This window comes from Oceanobacillus chungangensis, assembly GCF_003369565.1.
Lineage (GTDB): Bacteria > Bacillota > Bacilli > Bacillales > Amphibacillaceae > Oceanobacillus > Oceanobacillus chungangensis.
Map to the genome: position 1 here is coordinate 1 of NZ_PIOD01000030.1, position 17310 is coordinate 17310.

At 37.9% G+C, this 17310-nt stretch carries 15 protein-coding genes, 7 tRNA genes, 1 rRNA gene and 1 riboswitch; of the genes, 16 read left to right on the forward strand and 7 right to left on the reverse strand.

All coding sequences use genetic code 11. The annotated features are described in order from the left end of the window. The 4 genes from rrf to CWR45_RS19105 form a co-directional block, all read left to right on the forward strand. A 5S ribosomal RNA gene (gene rrf / locus CWR45_RS20570) occupies positions 1 to 81 on the forward strand; the annotation flags it as partial. Between the two features lie 69 nt (positions 82 to 150). Next, positions 151 to 225 (forward strand) — tRNA-Asn (locus CWR45_RS19095). Positions 226 to 232: 7 nt separating this feature from the next. Then, positions 233 to 305: transfer RNA gene (locus CWR45_RS19100), tRNA-Thr, on the forward strand. Between the two features lie 224 nt (positions 306 to 529). Beyond that, positions 530 to 1612, forward strand: a complete 1083-nt coding sequence (locus CWR45_RS19105) for an AI-2E family transporter (RefSeq protein ID WP_115751428.1) — start codon at positions 530 to 532, stop codon at positions 1610 to 1612. 327 nt (positions 1613 to 1939) lie between these two features. Here CWR45_RS19105 and CWR45_RS19110 read toward each other — a convergent pair whose 3' ends face one another. After that, complete coding sequence (locus tag CWR45_RS19110) at positions 1940 to 2563, reverse strand: TetR/AcrR family transcriptional regulator (RefSeq protein ID WP_115751429.1); 624 nt, start codon at positions 2561 to 2563, stop codon at positions 1940 to 1942. A 137-nt stretch (positions 2564 to 2700) separates the two neighbouring features. Between CWR45_RS19110 and CWR45_RS19115 the strand changes: the two genes are divergently transcribed. The 3 genes from CWR45_RS19115 (at position 2701) to CWR45_RS20365 (ending at position 5656) form a co-directional block, all read left to right on the forward strand. Beyond that, the gene (locus CWR45_RS19115; RefSeq protein WP_115751430.1) at positions 2701 to 4953 is read left to right on the forward strand and encodes an MMPL family transporter; all 2253 of its coding nucleotides are present in this window, start codon (positions 2701 to 2703) and stop codon (positions 4951 to 4953) included. Between the two features lie 116 nt (positions 4954 to 5069). Continuing rightward, positions 5070 to 5438, forward strand: a complete 369-nt coding sequence (locus tag CWR45_RS19120) for a TIGR02328 family protein (RefSeq protein WP_115751431.1) — start codon at positions 5070 to 5072, stop codon at positions 5436 to 5438. Between the two features lie 29 nt (positions 5439 to 5467). Next, positions 5468 to 5656 carry a YvbH-like oligomerization domain-containing protein gene (locus CWR45_RS20365; protein WP_115751479.1) on the forward strand — a complete coding sequence of 63 codons (189 nt, stop codon included), beginning with the start codon at positions 5468 to 5470 and terminating at the stop codon, positions 5654 to 5656. A 69-nt stretch (positions 5657 to 5725) separates the two neighbouring features. Here the strand turns inward: CWR45_RS20365 and CWR45_RS19130 are convergent, their stop codons facing one another. Continuing rightward, complete coding sequence (locus tag CWR45_RS19130) at positions 5726 to 7051, reverse strand: short-chain fatty acid transporter (RefSeq protein ID WP_115751432.1); 1326 nt, start codon at positions 7049 to 7051, stop codon at positions 5726 to 5728. 449 nt (positions 7052 to 7500) lie between these two features. Next, positions 7501 to 7601, forward strand: a riboswitch (purine riboswitch). A 98-nt stretch (positions 7602 to 7699) separates the two neighbouring features. On the opposite strand from CWR45_RS19130, the gene CWR45_RS19135 reads away from it, so the two are divergent. Then, entirely contained in the window at positions 7700 to 8995 is a 1296-nt protein-coding gene (locus CWR45_RS19135; protein ID WP_115751433.1) for an NCS2 family permease, read from the forward strand. Between the two features lie 569 nt (positions 8996 to 9564). Here CWR45_RS19135 and CWR45_RS19140 read toward each other — a convergent pair. After that, positions 9565 to 10533, reverse strand: a complete 969-nt coding sequence (locus tag CWR45_RS19140) for an EamA family transporter (protein ID WP_170138917.1) — start codon at positions 10531 to 10533, stop codon at positions 9565 to 9567. A gap of 288 nt (positions 10534 to 10821) precedes the next feature. On the opposite strand from CWR45_RS19140, the gene CWR45_RS19960 reads away from it, so the two are divergent. Together CWR45_RS19960 and CWR45_RS20235 are read left to right on the forward strand one after the other, a co-directional pair. After that, positions 10822 to 10998, forward strand: coding sequence for a hypothetical protein (locus tag CWR45_RS19960; protein WP_170138918.1), 177 nt, complete (start codon positions 10822 to 10824; stop codon positions 10996 to 10998). Positions 10999 to 11036: 38 nt separating this feature from the next. After that, positions 11037 to 11162: a DUF6254 family protein gene (locus CWR45_RS20235; protein WP_245975478.1), complete on the forward strand. Its 126-nt coding sequence runs from the start codon at positions 11037 to 11039 to the stop codon at positions 11160 to 11162. A 301-nt stretch (positions 11163 to 11463) separates the two neighbouring features. Here CWR45_RS20235 and CWR45_RS20240 read toward each other — a convergent pair whose 3' ends face one another. Beyond that, a complete protein-coding gene (locus CWR45_RS20240) occupies positions 11464 to 13446 on the reverse strand; it encodes a methyl-accepting chemotaxis protein (protein WP_245975479.1) in 1983 nt (660 codons plus the stop codon). Positions 13447 to 13736: 290 nt separating this feature from the next. Further along, positions 13737 to 14126, reverse strand: coding sequence for an RDD family protein (locus tag CWR45_RS19150; protein ID WP_115751435.1), 390 nt, complete (start codon positions 14124 to 14126; stop codon positions 13737 to 13739). A 149-nt stretch (positions 14127 to 14275) separates the two neighbouring features. Here CWR45_RS19150 and CWR45_RS19155 point away from each other — a divergent pair, with 149 nt between their 5' ends. Continuing rightward, entirely contained in the window at positions 14276 to 14521 is a 246-nt protein-coding gene (locus CWR45_RS19155; RefSeq protein ID WP_115751436.1) for a hypothetical protein, read from the forward strand. A 152-nt stretch (positions 14522 to 14673) separates the two neighbouring features. Here the strand turns inward: CWR45_RS19155 and CWR45_RS19160 are convergent, their stop codons facing one another. Next, the gene (locus tag CWR45_RS19160; protein ID WP_115751437.1) at positions 14674 to 15411 is read right to left on the reverse strand and encodes a YwaF family protein; all 738 of its coding nucleotides are present in this window, start codon (positions 15409 to 15411) and stop codon (positions 14674 to 14676) included. 188 nt (positions 15412 to 15599) lie between these two features. Further along, a complete protein-coding gene (gene fabI / locus CWR45_RS19165) occupies positions 15600 to 16376 on the reverse strand; it encodes an enoyl-ACP reductase FabI (protein WP_115751438.1) in 777 nt (258 codons plus the stop codon). 388 nt (positions 16377 to 16764) lie between these two features. Here fabI and CWR45_RS19170 point away from each other — a divergent pair. From CWR45_RS19170 to CWR45_RS19190, 5 genes are all read left to right on the forward strand, one after another. Next, a tRNA-Glu gene (locus tag CWR45_RS19170) sits at positions 16765 to 16839 on the forward strand. A 69-nt stretch (positions 16840 to 16908) separates the two neighbouring features. After that, positions 16909 to 16984 (forward strand) — tRNA-Val (locus tag CWR45_RS19175). A 3-nt stretch (positions 16985 to 16987) separates the two neighbouring features. Next, positions 16988 to 17063, forward strand: a tRNA-Thr gene (locus CWR45_RS19180). A gap of 42 nt (positions 17064 to 17105) precedes the next feature. Beyond that, a tRNA-Tyr gene (locus CWR45_RS19185) sits at positions 17106 to 17190 on the forward strand. Between the two features lie 7 nt (positions 17191 to 17197). Next, a tRNA-Gln gene (locus CWR45_RS19190) sits at positions 17198 to 17272 on the forward strand. The last annotated feature ends 38 nt before the right edge of the window (positions 17273 to 17310 follow it).

The following is a 17310-nucleotide window of genomic DNA, read 5'->3' on the forward strand; positions in this document are numbered from 1 at the left end:
CATCCCGAACACAGTAGTTAAGCTCTTCAGCGCCGATGGTAGTTGGGACTTTGTCCCTGCAAGAGTAGGACGCCGCCAGGCTGCTTTTTTTCTATATTAAATTAACTGAAGAATGCTTCAATAAACTTAACTTATAGTTAATCACATTATTCCACAGTAGCTCAGTGGTAGAGCAATCGGCTGTTAACCGATCGGTCGTAGGTTCGAATCCTACCTGTGGAGCCATTTTTATGCTTCCATAGCTCAGTAGGTAGAGCACCACCATGGTAAGGTGGGGGTCAGCAGTTCGAATCTGCTTGGAAGCTCTTAGTGAAACGCTTATCCTGTAATGGATTAAGCGTTTTTTTGTTTATAAAAATTATACAGTGGAATATATTAATGACAGATTTTGAAAATAGAGTATTTGTTCTTATAATCAGAGAGTAAATAACACAGCAAACAATTAATTCAGTTTAATAATGGCAAGATAGTGGAATAGTTACAATAATAAATTCAACAGTTAATGACAAAGGAAGAGGGAAATCAGAGCATGTGGATTAGGCATTCGTTTTTTAAATACATTACAGGCGCATTGTTAATTGTAATCTTTATTTATTTTCTAGGAAAAATCGACTATTTTTTATATCCTTTTCAAAAACTGATTGGGACATTATTTTTTCCGATTGTAATAGCTGGTTTGCTCTATTATATTTTGAGACCCGTTGTTTTCCTTTTCTCCAAATCAAAATACATCCCTCGTTCAATAGCGATATTAGTGGTCTATTCCTTAATAACGGGTATCGTTTTCTTAATCTTTCATTTTGGTGGAGAGTCTATTAGCGAACAAGTTAATCATATGGTAAAAGTTATTCCGGAAAATATGGAAGAAATGACAGGGGAAGCAGAGCAGTTTATGGATGAGAAAAATATAAATATGTTCTCTGTCGACCAGCTCAAACAAAAAGGGATGACTTACTTAGGTAATCTTACACAATCTATCGGTCAAAATATAACAGATATTGTAATGGCGATTACTAGTGTAGCGACCGTTCTAATTATTGTTCCTTTTATTTTGTTCTACTTATTAAAGGAAGGCGACCAACTAATTCCTTTTCTATTGAAGTTTATACCCGAAAACCATAATGCTGAAGGTAAGAAAATATTGAAAGACATTGATGGCACAATTGCTGCTTATATTATTGGCCAACTGACTGTTGCTTTGGTTGATGGTGTATTAATGTATTTGGGTTACCTTATAATCGGTCTTGACTATGCTGCTTTTCTTGCAATATTTGTTGTCATAACAGCAGTCGTACCTTTTTTAGGGCCGCTACTTGGCATTTTACCAGCCATTGTATTTGGGGCGATTCAAAGCCCTGAGATGGTCCTTTATATATTAATTGTTTTAGTCATAGTCCAACAATTGGAGGGGAATCTCGTTTCTCCATTAGTTTTAGGAAACAAGTTAGATATACACCCATTGACAATCATTCTCCTTTTAGTTGTAGCCGGATCAATATATGGTTTTATTGGTATACTCATTGCAGTTCCGCTTTATGCTGTATTAAAGGTGACCATAAAAAACCTTTATCGATTTTACCGACTTCGTCAACCGATAGCTAAGAAATATTGAGATGAGGTAAACAAAAATATACCTAAAAAGGCGGGATTTAAAAGCTGTTTAAAAAGGTGAAATTACATGACCATTTTGAACAGCTTTTTTAGATAATACTCTAGATTGAAATAGCCTTGGTGCGACCTTCCTTAGATTTCTCTTGCTAAGCTAATATGCCACTTGGGAAATTACTGTATATTAAAGAAAAGTAGAGCCATAAACCAGCTTTACTTTTTAATTTCCTTCCATATAGTCCTCTACCAATATCATTTTGGTATAACTAGCGATGTTGCCAGTAGAATAGTAATGAATGTTAATTACAGAACTTAGGACCTACCGCGGTAACTAGCTGTCATTGGCCAATCCGTTCCAAAATAAGTTCATTATTTGAGTCACTAGATCATCCAACGATGAGAATGTATCTTTATAAGTAATATCGATTTTATTTCCAGCCGTAAGAATGGATACAAACATAAAAGCACCTAGGCGAGGATTACTCTGAGGAATTTCTCCCTTATCCATCGCTTTTTTTATTGCTTGTTCTAATGCCCCATACATATTATCCTCTGCTTCCTTCATCAATTGCAATTGATCCTCAGTGAGAGACGTTTTCGCTTCCTTCATAAATGAATTAATATCGATATCTACTGTTGCTTGTAAATGTGCTTTAGCAATCTGAAATAACTGTGTTTCTAGTGATGCATTTGTTGAGAGATTATCTACAATTCTTTGCCTGATTCGAATCATTAACTGAACCATCGCATCCGTAAACAGGTCTGCTTTTGTTTTATAATAATAATACACCGTAGCTTTTGTTACATCACATTTTTGGGCAACATCGTCCATAGACACTAATGGATATCCTTTTTCTAAGAACATGCCAGTCGCTATTTTTAATATTATATCCTTAGTTGATTTTCCATCCTGTTCTTTTCGAGGTCTTCCTAAAGGTCGAGGGGAACGTTCCATAATGCTCACTCCAAATTTTATATACTAGACATATTATATCATATTTTGAATATATCTTGATTAATTAACCTTCTAGTATATATAATTAAAACGTGCATGATTATTAGTATTACAAATAAAAGTTCATGCTAGAGAGGATGAGGGTTTTGAAAGAAATATTGAAAAAGTGGGGCGATATTGTTGCAAGCGGTAAAACTCGCTGGGTAACGATATTTATTTGGATTTTATTGATTGGAGTTTTTTCATTTATATGGCCTCAGGTAAATGACCGTGAAACATCGGATACACAATTATTGCCTGATGATGTGATGTCTGTGGAAGCAAATAAAATTTCTAATAAAGAATTCTCAAATGATGCTGGTACACCACTATTGTTAGTATGGCAACGTAGCGAGGGGCTAAGAGACTCGGATTATGAAATGATTCAATCCCTTTATAAAGAATTAAATGATGCACCAGTCGACAAACAGACGTTTATTCCGCCTTTTCAGGATCTTCCTGTAGCTGCTATGGCGGAAAGTTCATCTGAGGACGGAGCTGCCCTAATAACACCAGTATTCTTTAATGAGGAAGCATCAACAAATGAATTACAAGCTGCATTAGATGAACTCGAAACGAAAGTAAAAGAGCAATTTGGAAATGAAGTACTGGAAAATGAATTAGGTGAGTCAAATCTGCATGTGCGCTTTTCTGGACCGGTTGGAATTCAAACAGACGCAGTAGCACTATTTAGTAATGCTGATGTTACATTGTTAATTGCGACTGTATTGATCGTTTTTATCTTACTTATTTTATTGTATCGTTCGCCGATTTTAGCGATTGTTCCGCTTATTGCTGTTGGAATCGCCTATGGTTTAATCAGTCCATTACTTGGTTTTCTCGCAGATAAGGGATGGATTGTCGTTGATGGGCAAGCTATCTCAATTATGACCGTTCTATTATTTGGTGCGGGAACAGATTATTGTTTATTTTTAATCTCACGATACCGAGATGAGCTGCGACATGAGGAGAATAAATATGTAGCATTAAAACATGCAACTAGTGGTACAGGTGGCGCCATCATGATGAGCTCGGTGACAACTGTTTTTGGACTGCTGTCACTTGGCCTGGCTTACTATGCATCCTATGATCGTTTTGCCATACCATTTAGTTTATCCATTTTCATTATGGGAATCGCTGCCTTAACATTACTGCCTGCGATTTTAGCTATACTCGGACGATTTGCGTTTATCCCGTTTATTCCTCGTCCTGAAGAAATGATTCAGGAAATCGAGAAGAAAAAAGGGAAGAAAATCCGCCGTCCGAAACCGAGTCACCGTTTTGGCAAAAAGGTAGGAGCGTTTGTCACAGAGAAACCATGGGCAATTATCATTGTTAGTATGATTATCCTTGGTGGTTTAGCGGCTTTTGTTCCGAAAATGCAATTTACGTATGCATTATTAGATTCATTCCCGGAAGATATGCCATCACGCGAAGGTTTTACAATAATCGAGGATCATTATCCACCAGGGGAAATTGCTCCTGTCAATGTAATTGTAGATACAAATGGTGAGGAACTCTCACTGAAGGAGGAGTTGGAGGAGCATCCCTATGTAGAGATTGTTTCTGATCCAGTTGAAGGTGCGGAAAATAATGAAATCCAGCAATGGCAAGTCACACTTTCCGTTGATCCGTATTCTACAGAATCGGTGGAAAGTATCCCAGAACTAAAAGAGATCGCAACGAAAGTATTGAGCGATGCGGGTATCTCTAATGCTGAGGATTTTGTATGGATTGGCGGTGAAACAGCTACATTATATGATACAGACAAGGTTACAAGCCGAGATCAAGCATTGATTATACCTGTTCTATTATTAATTATTGCTACATTACTCGTGATTTTCCTAAGATCGATTGTTGCGATGGTTTATTTACTCGCAACGGTGATAATCTCGTATGCATCCGCCCTTGGTCTAGGCTGGATTGTGTTGCATCATGTCTTTGGTGTAGCAGAAATACAAGGGTTAATTCCGCTCTATTCGTTCGTCTTTTTAGTCGCTTTAGGAATTGATTATAATATTTTCCTTGTTTCTAGTTTGTGGAGTAAACGCAAGGATATGCCGCTTAAGCAAGCAATTGCAGAAAGTGTAGGAGAGACTGGAAGCGTCATTAGTTCAGCAGGACTTATTTTAGCTGGTACGTTTTCCGTCCTTGCTGTACTTCCTTTGCAAGTACTTGTCCATTTCGGTACAATCATGGCAATCGGAATTATGATTGACACATTTATCGTCAGACCATTGCTTGTTCCTGCAATTACGGCTGTGCTCGGACGCTATGCATTCTGGCCCGGTAAGCTTTGGAAGCTGAGTGATGATGAGAGTTACAAAACGAAGTCCGATTCTAAGGAATAATACAATATAGTTTAGGCTGCTGGCGGGTGAAAGTTTGCCAGTAGCCTTTGTTTTTACTCTGGTATTGTGTAAGCTTAATACATGATGGACGTTATTAAAGAAACTAGGTGAAAAAAATGCGCTTATGGCATGAAGCACTTATTCCCAAACTACCCCGTCAGCAATTATTGGGACAGCACCGGGAATGTTGTGCATTACGTGGCTTAGGGTGGAATAAAAAGCATGCAACAGTAGACTATGTATTTCAGTATTCTCCTTATAAATTATTCCAATACCATATGAAGGTGATGGATGAAATGAAAAGGCGAGGTTATAACAATGATCCATTATGGGAGAATCCAGCATATCGTGGTAAAGCATGTCCACCTTATAAAGAAGATGTGATTAAGAAGGAGAATGAGAGTAAGCTAATTTATCCGGAGCATGATGCGACTTATATGGAAGAATGTATTCGTAATCTTTCAGCCAAAGGGATTTATTTGTAGTGATAGCGTAAGATCTAAGTAGACTTCCAATTTTAAATCTAGGAGAAAGCCTTGATAAAGCAGTATCCGTTCTGCAAAATTTAAGAACATCTGAATCAGACCTGGCATCACAAAATAAACAACTGACGGAGTTTGGATTTTCTTGGATGGAATCAGCTCGAAAGGATTACCATCAGAAGGATTTTGGGGCGGTTTTTGAGAAATATATTAATAATTAGATTGGTGTGGGGGCAGCTGGTAGTTAAGCTGCCCCTATTTTTATAACGAAATCAGACAAATTTTATATTTTAAAACAACAAGAACCCAATTGCAATCGGAATAAAACTAAATAACAAAATCATCACACAGAACCCCATAATATCGCGAATCTTCAATCCAGCAATCGCTAAAACTGGCAGGGCCCAAAATGGCTGTATCATGTTTGTCCACGCATCACCCCAAGCGACTGCCATCGCCGTTTTTGCTGTATCTGCCCCTAATTCCAATGCCGCTTGAATCATTATTGGCCCTTGGACTGCCCATTGTCCACCGCCAGATGGTACGAATACATTAACAAGCCCTGCACTGATGAAGGTTAACACTGGCAGTGTATATTCTGTTGAAAAGTTAACGAACCATAATGAAATCTGCTCTGACAAACCAGATGCAACCATCATCCCCATAATTCCAGCGTAAAATGGAAACTGAATGATGATGCCACCAGCATTTTCCACACCATTTGTAACCGTATCTAAAAAGCGTCTCGGTGTTTTATGCAGGAGGATTCCTAAGAAAAGGAATGTGAAGTTTACAATATTAATATTCAGGTCAAATCCGTTAGTTGCGAAATGGTAGACAATGTATGTTAAACCCATGATTCCAATAACTAGTGATACAATTTGGCTGTTCTCCAGTCTCTCTGCTGGGGTAGTTGCTTTGAGTGACTCCGTTTGCTTTTCATCTTCGTCAGATGATTTCCAATTAGTAGCATCGATAGACTTCAGTGGAGCGGCATTTTTTAATAAATTTCGATTGAAAAATGGCAATGTAATCACTAGCGTAACAACGATAAAGATATTAGCGGGACTGAATAATGTTTCGACAACAGGGATAAGTCCCATCGTATCTTCCAAGAAGTGACCCGGTGTAGCGATTAGTAAAGGAATCGATCCAGAAAAACCACCATGCCAGACAACAAATCCACTATAAGCACTGGCGATTAAAATCCGGTAGTCTACAGTAGGCACTCGCCTTGCAACATGTATTGCAAATAAAGCCCCAACAACAAGTCTAAATCCATAGTTAATCAAATTTGCAATCAAAGCAACAAATGTAACTAGCACAACAGCTTGTGCAGGTGTGTTGGCAAGTGTACTTAATTTCATTAACAGCTTCTTAATAACAGGAGTATTCGCTAAAATATAGCCCGTAACAACTACAAGCGCCATCTGCATTCCAAAAGCTAACAAATCCCAAAATCCAGTTCCCCAATGCTCAATCATTTCAATTGGCCCACTGTCCGTGAATAATAATCCAAGTATATACACAAGGAAAGATAAAATAATGGCAAATAAAAACGCATCCGGTAAGTAACGTTGAACAAGCCGATCAAAGAATGAAGTGATTGCTTTCATTTGATTTTCCCTCCTTTAGTTTGTTGGTTCTGGCGGTAGAGTAATTAGTATGCTTGTCAGGTGGGGGAAATGTTATAAATTTTTTTAAAAATAATGTTAAACATTAGCGAAATGTGCGTGATATAAGCAATAGATCATCAAGGTGATGGTCAGTTCAGCTATTAGTAAAGCTGAGTATCTGTTTTGTTATTAATTATAAATCAGAGTTGATATATATGTGAGACAGAAAGATGTGAACCGCAAAAAAATACACTTACATAGAGGGGGATCCTAGTTACACTAGTAACACTTTTATCATTATGATAAACTTGATTGGATTCTTCTCTATCTTAGGAAGATAGGACAGATTCTGCCCCGATTTTAACTTCTAGGAAAAGGAATTATACCTTATTATTACTCTTCCCTTGACGCCCACCCACTCAACCTGCTATCATTTTCCTATTGTCCAAAAAAATAAATAGCTACACCATTGTATAAGTCTAGGGATATGGCCTAGACGTTTCTACCAGCTACCATAAATAGCTTGTCTACAAGGGATGGAAATGTATTAATATTTTTCTATAACCTTCTACTGTTACTTTGGCGCGTTGGTACGAAGCCAAGGTTTTTTTGTACATAAAAAGAAACAAATAGGAGATAATTCACATCATGAAGAACTTTTTTAGATTTACAGAAAGAAATACCACATATAAAAAGGAAATTCTTGCAGGGCTGACAACTTTTCTTTCCATTTCATATATTTTGGTCGTAAACCCGCTAATTCTTAGTCAGGCGGGCATGGATCGAGGGGCCGTATTTACAGCGACTGCTCTTACTGCGATCATTGGCTCATTGCTTATTGGGTTGCTTGCGAACTATCCGATTGCTATTGCGCCTAGTATGGGGCTAAATTCATTCTTTACTTTTTCCGTTGTTATCGGAATGGGGATTGATTGGCAAGTAGCATTGACTGGCGTTTTTATTGCGGGCATCATTTTTATGATTTTAAGCTTAATGAAAATTAGGGAAAAGATTATTAATGCGATTCCTAAGGATTTAAAACATGCGATTGCTGCTGGAATTGGATTTTTCATTGCATTCATCGGTTTTAAAAATTCAGGGATTATCGTTGCCAGTCCAGATACATTTGTTTCGATCGGTGACTTAACATCACCTGGAACAGCGCTCGCTGTCATTGGGCTCATCATTACAATCATTATGCTTGTTCGAGGAATGAATGGGGCAATTTTTTACGGAATGGCGATTACAACAATTATTGGAATGATTGCTGGATTAATAAAAATTCCAACTTCTATCATTGGTACAATCCCGAGTCTTGAACCAACATTCGGTGCTGTGTTTATGAATTGGGGTGCGATTTTTACTCCGGATGTATTAGCTGTTATTTTTACATTCTTATTCGTTGCCTTTTTCGATACAGCTGGTTCTTTGATTGCACTTACCAGCCAAGCGGGAATCATGAAAAACAATGAGATTCCGAAAATAGGAAGGGCGTTGCTTGCAGATTCTTCAGCAGGAGCAATCGGTGCAATACTGGGTACTTCCACACCTGCAACAAGTGTAGAGTCCTCATCAGGTATTGCAGTTGGTGGAAGGACTGGATTTACATCGGTCATCATTGCACTTTGCTTTTTGATTGCATTATTCTTCTCGCCTATTCTTGCGGTAATCACGACAGAAGTTACTGCACCTGCATTAATTATTGTTGGGGCATTAATGGCGATGGATATTCGCAATATTGACTGGAGCAGAATAGAAATTGTTATACCAGCATTTTTGACAATCATTATGATGCCACTAACTTCCAGTGTGGCGATGGGTCTCGCTTTTGGATTTATTCTCTATCCATTAGTACTACTGGCTCAAAAGCGATTTAAAGAAATCCATCCAATTATGTACGTGCTTTGTGTGTTGTTTATTTTGTACTTTATCTTTATAGCGTAGCGTAAGTAAATCTCTAAAAACAAACGAATATAGATGGAAAAACCTAAGGAATGTAATATTTCCTTAGGTTTTTATATTTGTCTTTGATTGGTATTGGTTTTTCTTATAATAGATACATGTTTCTATCTGGAATGAGGAATAGCATCAGACTTAGCCGTCTCTACCAACCTGTAATTGATTATGTGTACTTTTAACCAAATACTGAAAATAGAAAAGGAAGGATAAACGCTCCCATACTTGTACGAAGTATATTTTTCATTACTCTCGCTTAACCGAAATAGTGAAAAACTATATAATCTTGTAAAACACCCAGACATATAATCTTACTACTAGAATAAGGTATGTTCGGCAGCTGATTTGGTGAGCGCTCTGCTCGATTCCCCGATGCGGTAGCTCGAATTAAGCCCGTTCCGCTCGATTTAGTGATTGAATCGCTCGAAAAAAGGTATGTTCCGCTCGATTTACTTATAATATATGCAGATTTAAGAGTAGTATTAGTAAAAACCCTCGGATTGCTTATATTCCGAGGGTTACTTTGAATCTTATTGTTAAAAACAATGATTAATTACTTATTTATACTCATTTCCTGCCGCATGCTCCCTGTTGTCTGTCCAATCCAAATATCTTCTCCGTTTTATAAACCTTTGCCATATACCCTGTATTTCCCCAATCGCAATTGCAACTAAGATAAGCACAACACCTAACCATCTGGAAGGTGCGATATATTCTGAAAGTCCAATATATGCAACGATAACCGATACTGGAAGCTCCACGGCCCCGAGGATTGTCGCCAGACCTGCGGATATATGAGGGGTAGACATGGCAAACATAAGCGGTGTTAAGATAAGACCACATAGTGCAAGTCCGCCTGCATAGAGCCATATGCTGCCACTGCTTAGGACATCAGTGTTTAGTGACAGGTGCGGTGGGAATATTATAAACATTAATAGTGCTGCTCCTGTAACCATAACAGGTGTCCGAATTGTTGCAGGGACATCGACCGCTACACGTCCACTGACAAAGATAAATGCTGTATAGGAAAATGCCGATCCAATTCCTAAAACAAAGCCGATAAGAGTGATATCAGATAGACCTCCATTAAATACATCTGCTGCAAATAAAACACCTACCATGGTTAGGATGACAGTAACCATCGTTTGTTTGCTTGGCTTTTTCCTGCTGAAAACCCAATCAAATAATACGCCAATCCATATAAATTGGAATAGTAATACAACAGCTAGAGAAGCAGGAAGGTATTGCATTGAGGCGTAATAAAGGATACTTGTCAGACCTGTAAAGCTTCCCGCAACCATGAGGGAAAGCACTGTTTTGATGGTAAGTTTTTTGGCTGCTTTTGGATAGCGTTTAAGAGAGAAAATGCCGATAGTCCAAAGCACGATTAATGCAATAATAGCCTGTACCACAATAATTTCACTAAGGGTCCATCCTGCAGCATAGCCTAAGTTAATAAATAAAGGGTTCAACCCAAAAAAAACAGCACCTATAAGAAAAGTGATGATAGCATGATGACGTTTCATATTATAATCCTCCATTACTGTAAAATAACATGGTGTATTTCTCTGCTAAAGGTAGTTAAGACTACATAAGTGCAGCTAATGCTGTCAACGAAAGGCTTAGTAACACCCAAGTTTTCTGAGAGGAAAATAAGACCATAAACTCTATCATAGCATATTTTAGGGATTTTGTAGGAGTCTTGACTGGTGGAAATAATTGTTTTTGATAGAAACTCAAGTGGCGGTCTTCCATTTTTACACGAATATTTCAATCTGCCTATCCCATACTAAAGCAATAAAGGAGGGATATTCATGGCAAAACGAACGAAGAAAAACGATGCAGATCAAAAGAATAAACAAGGGTTTGATTCAAGTAAGAGGGATTCAGAGTTCTCTAAGGAAATAGGAAGTGGTAGTGCAAAGGCAAACCTGGAGCACAAAAATAGAGCAAAAAAAGAAAGAGCTTCTAAACTTAAGACTAAAAAATAGGGATGTTTTGAAAATGCTGGAAAGGGAGTATACATGCTATGTCCAAATCAAAACGGCGCCAAGAAAGGGAAAGGCAAGGAAAGAAGCAATCGCAAAACCCACATGGAAAAGTCAAATCTTTTGAAGAGTTAGCTGCAGATGCAGGAAAAGATGAATCTTTATAAATCATGTAAATAACTTACTTCTCAAATTGAGGTAGTTGTGATGGTTAGGGACGAGTCCCGCTATTTTAACGCTGCGAAGTACAAGGGGACTGATATTTCAGCCATTAAGTAGAAAAAATTGCATTCATGGAGATAAACTTTAGGAAGTACACCGCCATAGATGCAATTTTTAATAGATAATAATAAAACGAAAAATGGTTCCAATTATCCAAAAAACGATGATTGGAACCATTTTTATGTTATTTCTGGCTAGTAATGTCCAGCCTCATTTTATGTTAGCTTTCCCATAACTTCAGTAAATTTATATCTTAAATCGACGTACTAATTCATTTAATTTTTCAGCAAGATTAGCAAGTTCAACAGAGTTTCCTGCTACTTCCTCCATAGAGCTGCTTGACTGCTGGGCTGTTGCAGATGTTTCCTCTATCCCTGCACCTGATTCTTCCGTTATTGCTGCAATTTCTTGGATTGCGACATTCATTTCTTGGCTTCCAGTTGCAATTTCAGATAAGTTTCCAGTTATTATCGTGATGTAATCTACCATTTCTGTTGTGGAATAATTTATCTTATTAAGCGTTTCTGCAGTTGTTTTGATTTTTGTGGTTCCAAGTTTAACCTCAGCATATCCAGCTTTTAGTGATTCTGCTACAGCTTGGGATTCGGATTGGATACTACATACTATTTGTGTAATGTCTGATATCGATACAGATACTTGTTCAGCAAGTTTTCTAACTTCATCAGCTACAACAGCAAATCCTTTCCCATGTTCACCTGCTCTTGCTGCCTCGATTGCTGCATTGAGCGCTAGCAAATTTGTTTGATTCGCAACTTCCTCGATAATGGAAACAAGCTGGGATATTTTTTGAGACTCGGCATTCAGGGCATCCATCTTTACCACTGATTCTTGTACAATTTTATCAATCTCTATCATTTGCTGATTTGAAGATTCCATTAGTTGCTTACCATGGTTTGTCAGTTCTAAAACCTCGATGGAGGATTTCTGAACTTTTGCTCCTTCTTCATTTGTATCCTGAATTTTTATAGAAAAACTTTCCATAGCAGAAGATATTTCACTTGTAGCATCAGCTTGCTTTTCTGTTCCAGCAGCAATTTCCTCCATGGTTAAAGAGATCTGTTGGGAACCAGTTGTTACTTCATTAGCTGATTGAGTTAATTCCTCACTCTGTGATGCAACATCACTTGAAGCTGCTGCCACGTTTGAAATAGTATTATGAAGGTTATCCTGCATTAATTTCATATCTGCTAGCAGCTTACCAATCTCATCATTGCGTTTGTTTACGTTAATCTTTGTTTTTAAGTTACCTTTTGAAAGTTCCAGCATAAACTCTGCTATTTGTTTAATAGGATTGGAAATCGATTTACTAAACTTCATCGATACTATGATTACGACAATGATGGTTATAGCCATTATCAATAGGCCGATATACACGGAACTTTCTTTTGTATCATAAATAACAGATATGTCTTGAGTAATACCAATAGTACCAATTGTTTCCGTTAGCGTAGGGTCATACATCGGTATGTAAGATTCCAGCATATTACCATCTTGGTAATTTATGCTTTCTCCATTTTGAACAGTTGATAACAATGAACTATCCTTAATTTCTCCACCAATATGGGAATCAATTGAAGATAAGGCGATAATTCCTTTTTCATTATATATGTCGATGGTCACACCTGGCAGTATATTCTTTAATTCATCCAAAAAAGTATCATCAACACCTGTCTGCAGTGTTCCGATGACCTCATGATTATGGATAATTGGCGCAAAGGCGCGAACAGAAAGGCCACTGCTTCCAAATTCAAATCCTGAAGTGAACTCTCCGTTTAATGCTGTTTGAATTGCCGGAAGAGAGCTTTTGTCATCTCCATATTTTTCTGGATTATGTCCACGTAAAATTACATTTCCAGAGGTATCTCCTAATTCAAAAACGTTAAGACCGTGTTCGGCTTCAAGGCGAGTAAAAACCGGGATGATCTTTTGCATCAGTTCATCACGGTTCTCAGATTGATAAGCATCAATAATTGCATCATTGCTTGCATACAGTTTAGTTATTTTGAGTAAATCCTCTGTTTCCTTTTGGAACTGTGTTTGAATCGTATGCTCCATTTCTGCTTGCTGTTTTGTGAAAAGTTCATCAAACCCTTGCTCGGTAGTGAAATAAATAATACCTAATGTAATTAATAAAGGAATTACGGCCAATGTGAGTATTACTGTTAGTAATTTTTTATTTAAACTATTAAATGTAAATATCTTTTTCATATGAGTCCCCTTGTAATTTTGTAGTTCTTGTTGATATAGACTATCCACCTTATTATCTATTTCCATCACAAAAAAGATAGAGTATTTACTATATCGACTTCGATAACAAAATTATTAAGTGATTAGAACGCAGGAGCGGGGCTACAGTCTCTTTTGCAACTAGGAACTATTGTAGTTAATGATAATAGCAATAAGTATATAAAGGGCAGACAGAATAACTACATTCTGTCTGCCCTTTATATTTATGTACTTTATGTCCAGGAGGGAAGGAACCTATACTATCTCGTGCCTCATACCTCCCTAACAACCGTACCTGCAACTTGATCATGAGGCAGTATTGCTCCATCTTCTACTTCAAATGCTTTCTGCTTTTTAAAGTAATCAAATGTACTAAATGTATCTCGATAGGTCATCCGTTTAATGATTTGGTTCGGTGTTAGTACTGAGTCATCCTCATTTTTTAGGGCTAGTCCCATTGTTTTATAACCGATTGTTTGGCTAGACTTCCGCTGTTGTGCATATTCCAGTGACCACGTGACGAGGGTCGGTGTCACTAGTGCATGAACGGCTTCGTTTTTTACCTTCTTCCGCATGAAATACTCAATACCAGCAGTTACTGCAGTTGAAATGGCAAGGTCAATAAAATATGCTTTTGTACGTTTTTTTGTAATTGATTTCACTAGAATTCCTCCTGTAAATTGATTTGTTTATATACGTACGAATATCAATGGAAAAGGTTTCGACTTCATCTAATATCGTTTTATCCTAATAATTAAGCCGTTCTTTTCTATGTAGTACATGCATAATCTATTAAAAGGTGGTGATGAAGATGTTTGAAATTTATGATGTCGTATTGATTCCGCTAATAATAGGGTTGGTACAGTTGCTGAGAACAGTGGGCTTGAATAAGAAGTACCTACCACTAGCGTCGTTGATTTTCGGTTTAGCTGGAGGGATATTTTATATGTATCCTGAAGATCTTAAAGGGGGCATTATTGTCGGTCTAATGCTAGGTTTATCGGCAAGTGGTTTATACAGTGGAACGAAGAATACGTTGGAAAAGAGTAGTGAGTGATTGTTTGGAGGCATTACATCACAATGTTAATCCATGAAAAAATAGGTTCAAATCCATAAGCTATTCATTTAATCAGCGAGTACATATCGAGATTAAATGAATAGTTTTTTCTATGGAATACCCTAGAATTTACTTCAAGCCCTAATTTACTCTTAGGAAACCTCACCATTTCTTATGTCAATCAACTTTACCACCAACCAAAGTCCGAAAAAAACTACATACGCCAATAAACACAAATTCACATAATACCAAACACCACTCCCAAGCAAATCCAAAGGTGTAGACGCTGCAGGGGGACTCGCCAAATATAAATAATTGGATCCCAGCAATGGATTGACAACAAATCCAATAATCCCCGAATAAATCAGCACGTAAGCATATGTTTCCAACATTGATTTAAAGGTGACCTTAATAGATCTCGTTGTTAGCAAAAATATTCCCGTCCAAGATATCGCTAAATGAGATACAAAAAATTGCAAGAAGCGAAAATGCGGAAACTCATAAAGTAATTCAGGAGTGATGATAGCTAAAAAAGCTGGAATAAAGCCAATGAAAAAGGAAATTATTATTAACTTCCTGTTCAAACTCGCAAGTGCAATCGCGCCAATGATGCTGGCAATCCCACAAAGATGCAATGGAATATACTCACTTAGACTCCAGATGCCATTTGTCGCAGTCCATATTTGATAAGAGATTTCAGATAAAACGAGGATACTAAATAAACTCCACCGAATAAGATTGTAGATAAACTGGTTTGCGACAATATGTTTTCGAGTAAAGAAGAAGAAAATAATTCCAATAACGTAAATCAAAATCATAATAAGATGACTAGTACCGAACGAAACAAAGGGATTTCCATCAATATTCATAAACCATTCCTGAAGAATCATATTATCCCTCCATAAAAAATGCCCTATACTACATTATATGCAGCATAGGGCTTCTTCATTTCTGTTTTCCACGCATTAACGGACTGTAATACCCACCTTTGTAGGCTGGTTACAGCCCGTAAATTCCTGATTCTGTTTAACTAACATTCAGTGGGGTGGAAGAGTACCCCACTGAATGAAGTTTCACTTTATCCACCAATAATATGGAAACCAGAGTCAACGTGGAGCACTTCTCCAGTTACCCCACGTGAAAGGTCACTGACGAAGAATAAGGTTGCATCACCGACTTGATCTTGGTCGACATTGCGACGAAGTGGAGCTTTTTCAACAATGACATTTGCTTTGTCGTTGAATCCAGATACACCTTTAGCGGAAAGGGTGCGAATTGGACCTGCTGAAATCGCATTTACACGGATATTGTATTTACCCATATCCTCTGCTAAATAACGAACACTTGCTTCTAGGGAAGCTTTCGCAACACCCATGACATTATAGTTCGGGATAACACGTTCAGAACCGATGTATGTTTGTGTTACGATGCTTCCGCCCTCTGTCATCAATTCCTTCGCTGCATTGGTAACGGCAACTAAAGAATAAGCACTTATTTCTTGTGCTAATAGGAAGCCATCGCGTGATGTGTCTGCATATTCGCCTTTTAATTCTTCGCGCTTAGCAAATGCAACAGAGTGGATGACACCGTGGATGACGCCAACTTTTTCTTTGATTTCTGCAAATGCTGCTTGAATGCTTTCGTCACTAGCAACATCACAGTTCACTAATAAGGTTGCTTCCATATTATTACTTTCTAATAGTTTCACTAATTTTTGATGGGAGCGTTCTTGGCGATTAGTGAAAATAAGGTTTGCGCCTGCATTATGTAATGACCTGGTAATTCCCCATGCAATACTGCGCTCATTAGCAACACCCATGATTACAATGTTTTTTCCTTCTAATAGACCTGACATATGTGTACCTCCAAAAAATATCTTTTCTTTTTTACTTTCGTACATTATAACCTAATTAATACAATGAAAGAAACTTTTACATGAGAAGTGAGTTGCTTAGTAAAGGAAAATCTAATAAAGAGGAATGAGAATAATCAATTGGGGGATTGTAAAAATTAATGAATTAACCCGAAAAAAGTCGTTTGGTGGAAAATTAATTTACATGCAAAAAAGGCGTCACCACAAGGGAAACATACAGGTTTCATCTTGTTTCTACATTTATTTTAAAAAAATGTAAATTTCCCCTTTACAAAGTATAGGGAACTGGGTATAATAAAATTCGTTGGTCCGAAAAGCCAACAAAACAAGCAAACAACTTACAAGTGAGTAAGACATGTACAATTCAAATGGCCCGTTGGTCAAGCGGTTAAGACACCGCCCTTTCACGGCGGTATCACGGGTTCGAATCCCGTACGGGTCACCATTTTAAAGGATGGCATGTTAAGTACGCGACGTCCTGTCGCAACACATGCACTAGCACATCCTGTGCGTCGGAGGATTAGCTCAGCTGGGAGAGCACCTGCCTTACAAGCAGGGGGTCGCAGGTTCGAGCCCTGCATCCTCCACCATTTGCCGGCCTAGCTCAATTGGTAGAGCAACTGACTTGTAATCAGTAGGTTGGGGGTTCAAGTCCTCTGGCCGGCACCATGTTTCATCTATGTATAAACATCCGTTTATAGTGAACAATACGGAGGGGTAGCGAAGTGGCTAAACGCGGCGGACTGTAAATCCGCTCCCTCAGGGTTCGGCAGTTCGAATCTGCCCCCCTCCACCATTGTTGTTGGGCTATAGCCAAGCGGTAAGGCATCGGGTTTTGATCCCGTGTATCCTAGGTTCGAATCCTAGTAGCCCAGCCATTTTTAAGGACATTCTATAAAGGTCCGCTCAAAAAGTA

Coding starts and splice junctions, on each gene's coding strand:
- CWR45_RS19120 (WP_115751431.1), top strand. CDS start 5,070: ATGCGCTTATGGCATGAAGCACTTATTCCCAAACTACCCCGTCAGCAA.
- CWR45_RS20235 (WP_245975478.1), top strand. CDS start 11,037: ATGTCCAAATCAAAACGGCGCCAAGAAAGGGAAAGGCAAGGAAAGAAG.
- CWR45_RS19110 (WP_115751429.1), bottom strand. CDS start 2,563: ATGGAACGTTCCCCTCGACCTTTAGGAAGACCTCGAAAAGAACAGGAT.
- CWR45_RS19130 (WP_115751432.1), bottom strand. CDS start 7,051: ATGAAAGCAATCACTTCATTCTTTGATCGGCTTGTTCAACGTTACTTA.
- CWR45_RS19140 (WP_170138917.1), bottom strand. CDS start 10,533: ATGAAACGTCATCATGCTATCATCACTTTTCTTATAGGTGCTGTTTTT.
- CWR45_RS19135 (WP_115751433.1), top strand. CDS start 7,700: ATGAAGAACTTTTTTAGATTTACAGAAAGAAATACCACATATAAAAAG.
- fabI (WP_115751438.1), bottom strand. CDS start 16,376: ATGTCAGGTCTATTAGAAGGAAAAAACATTGTAATCATGGGTGTTGCT.
- CWR45_RS19155 (WP_115751436.1), top strand. CDS start 14,276: ATGTTTGAAATTTATGATGTCGTATTGATTCCGCTAATAATAGGGTTG.
- CWR45_RS19115 (WP_115751430.1), top strand. CDS start 2,701: ATGAGGGTTTTGAAAGAAATATTGAAAAAGTGGGGCGATATTGTTGCA.
- CWR45_RS19105 (WP_115751428.1), top strand. CDS start 530: ATGTGGATTAGGCATTCGTTTTTTAAATACATTACAGGCGCATTGTTA.
- CWR45_RS19960 (WP_170138918.1), top strand. CDS start 10,822: ATGGCAAAACGAACGAAGAAAAACGATGCAGATCAAAAGAATAAACAA.
- CWR45_RS19160 (WP_115751437.1), bottom strand. CDS start 15,411: ATGATTCTTCAGGAATGGTTTATGAATATTGATGGAAATCCCTTTGTT.
- CWR45_RS20240 (WP_245975479.1), bottom strand. CDS start 13,446: ATGAAAAAGATATTTACATTTAATAGTTTAAATAAAAAATTACTAACA.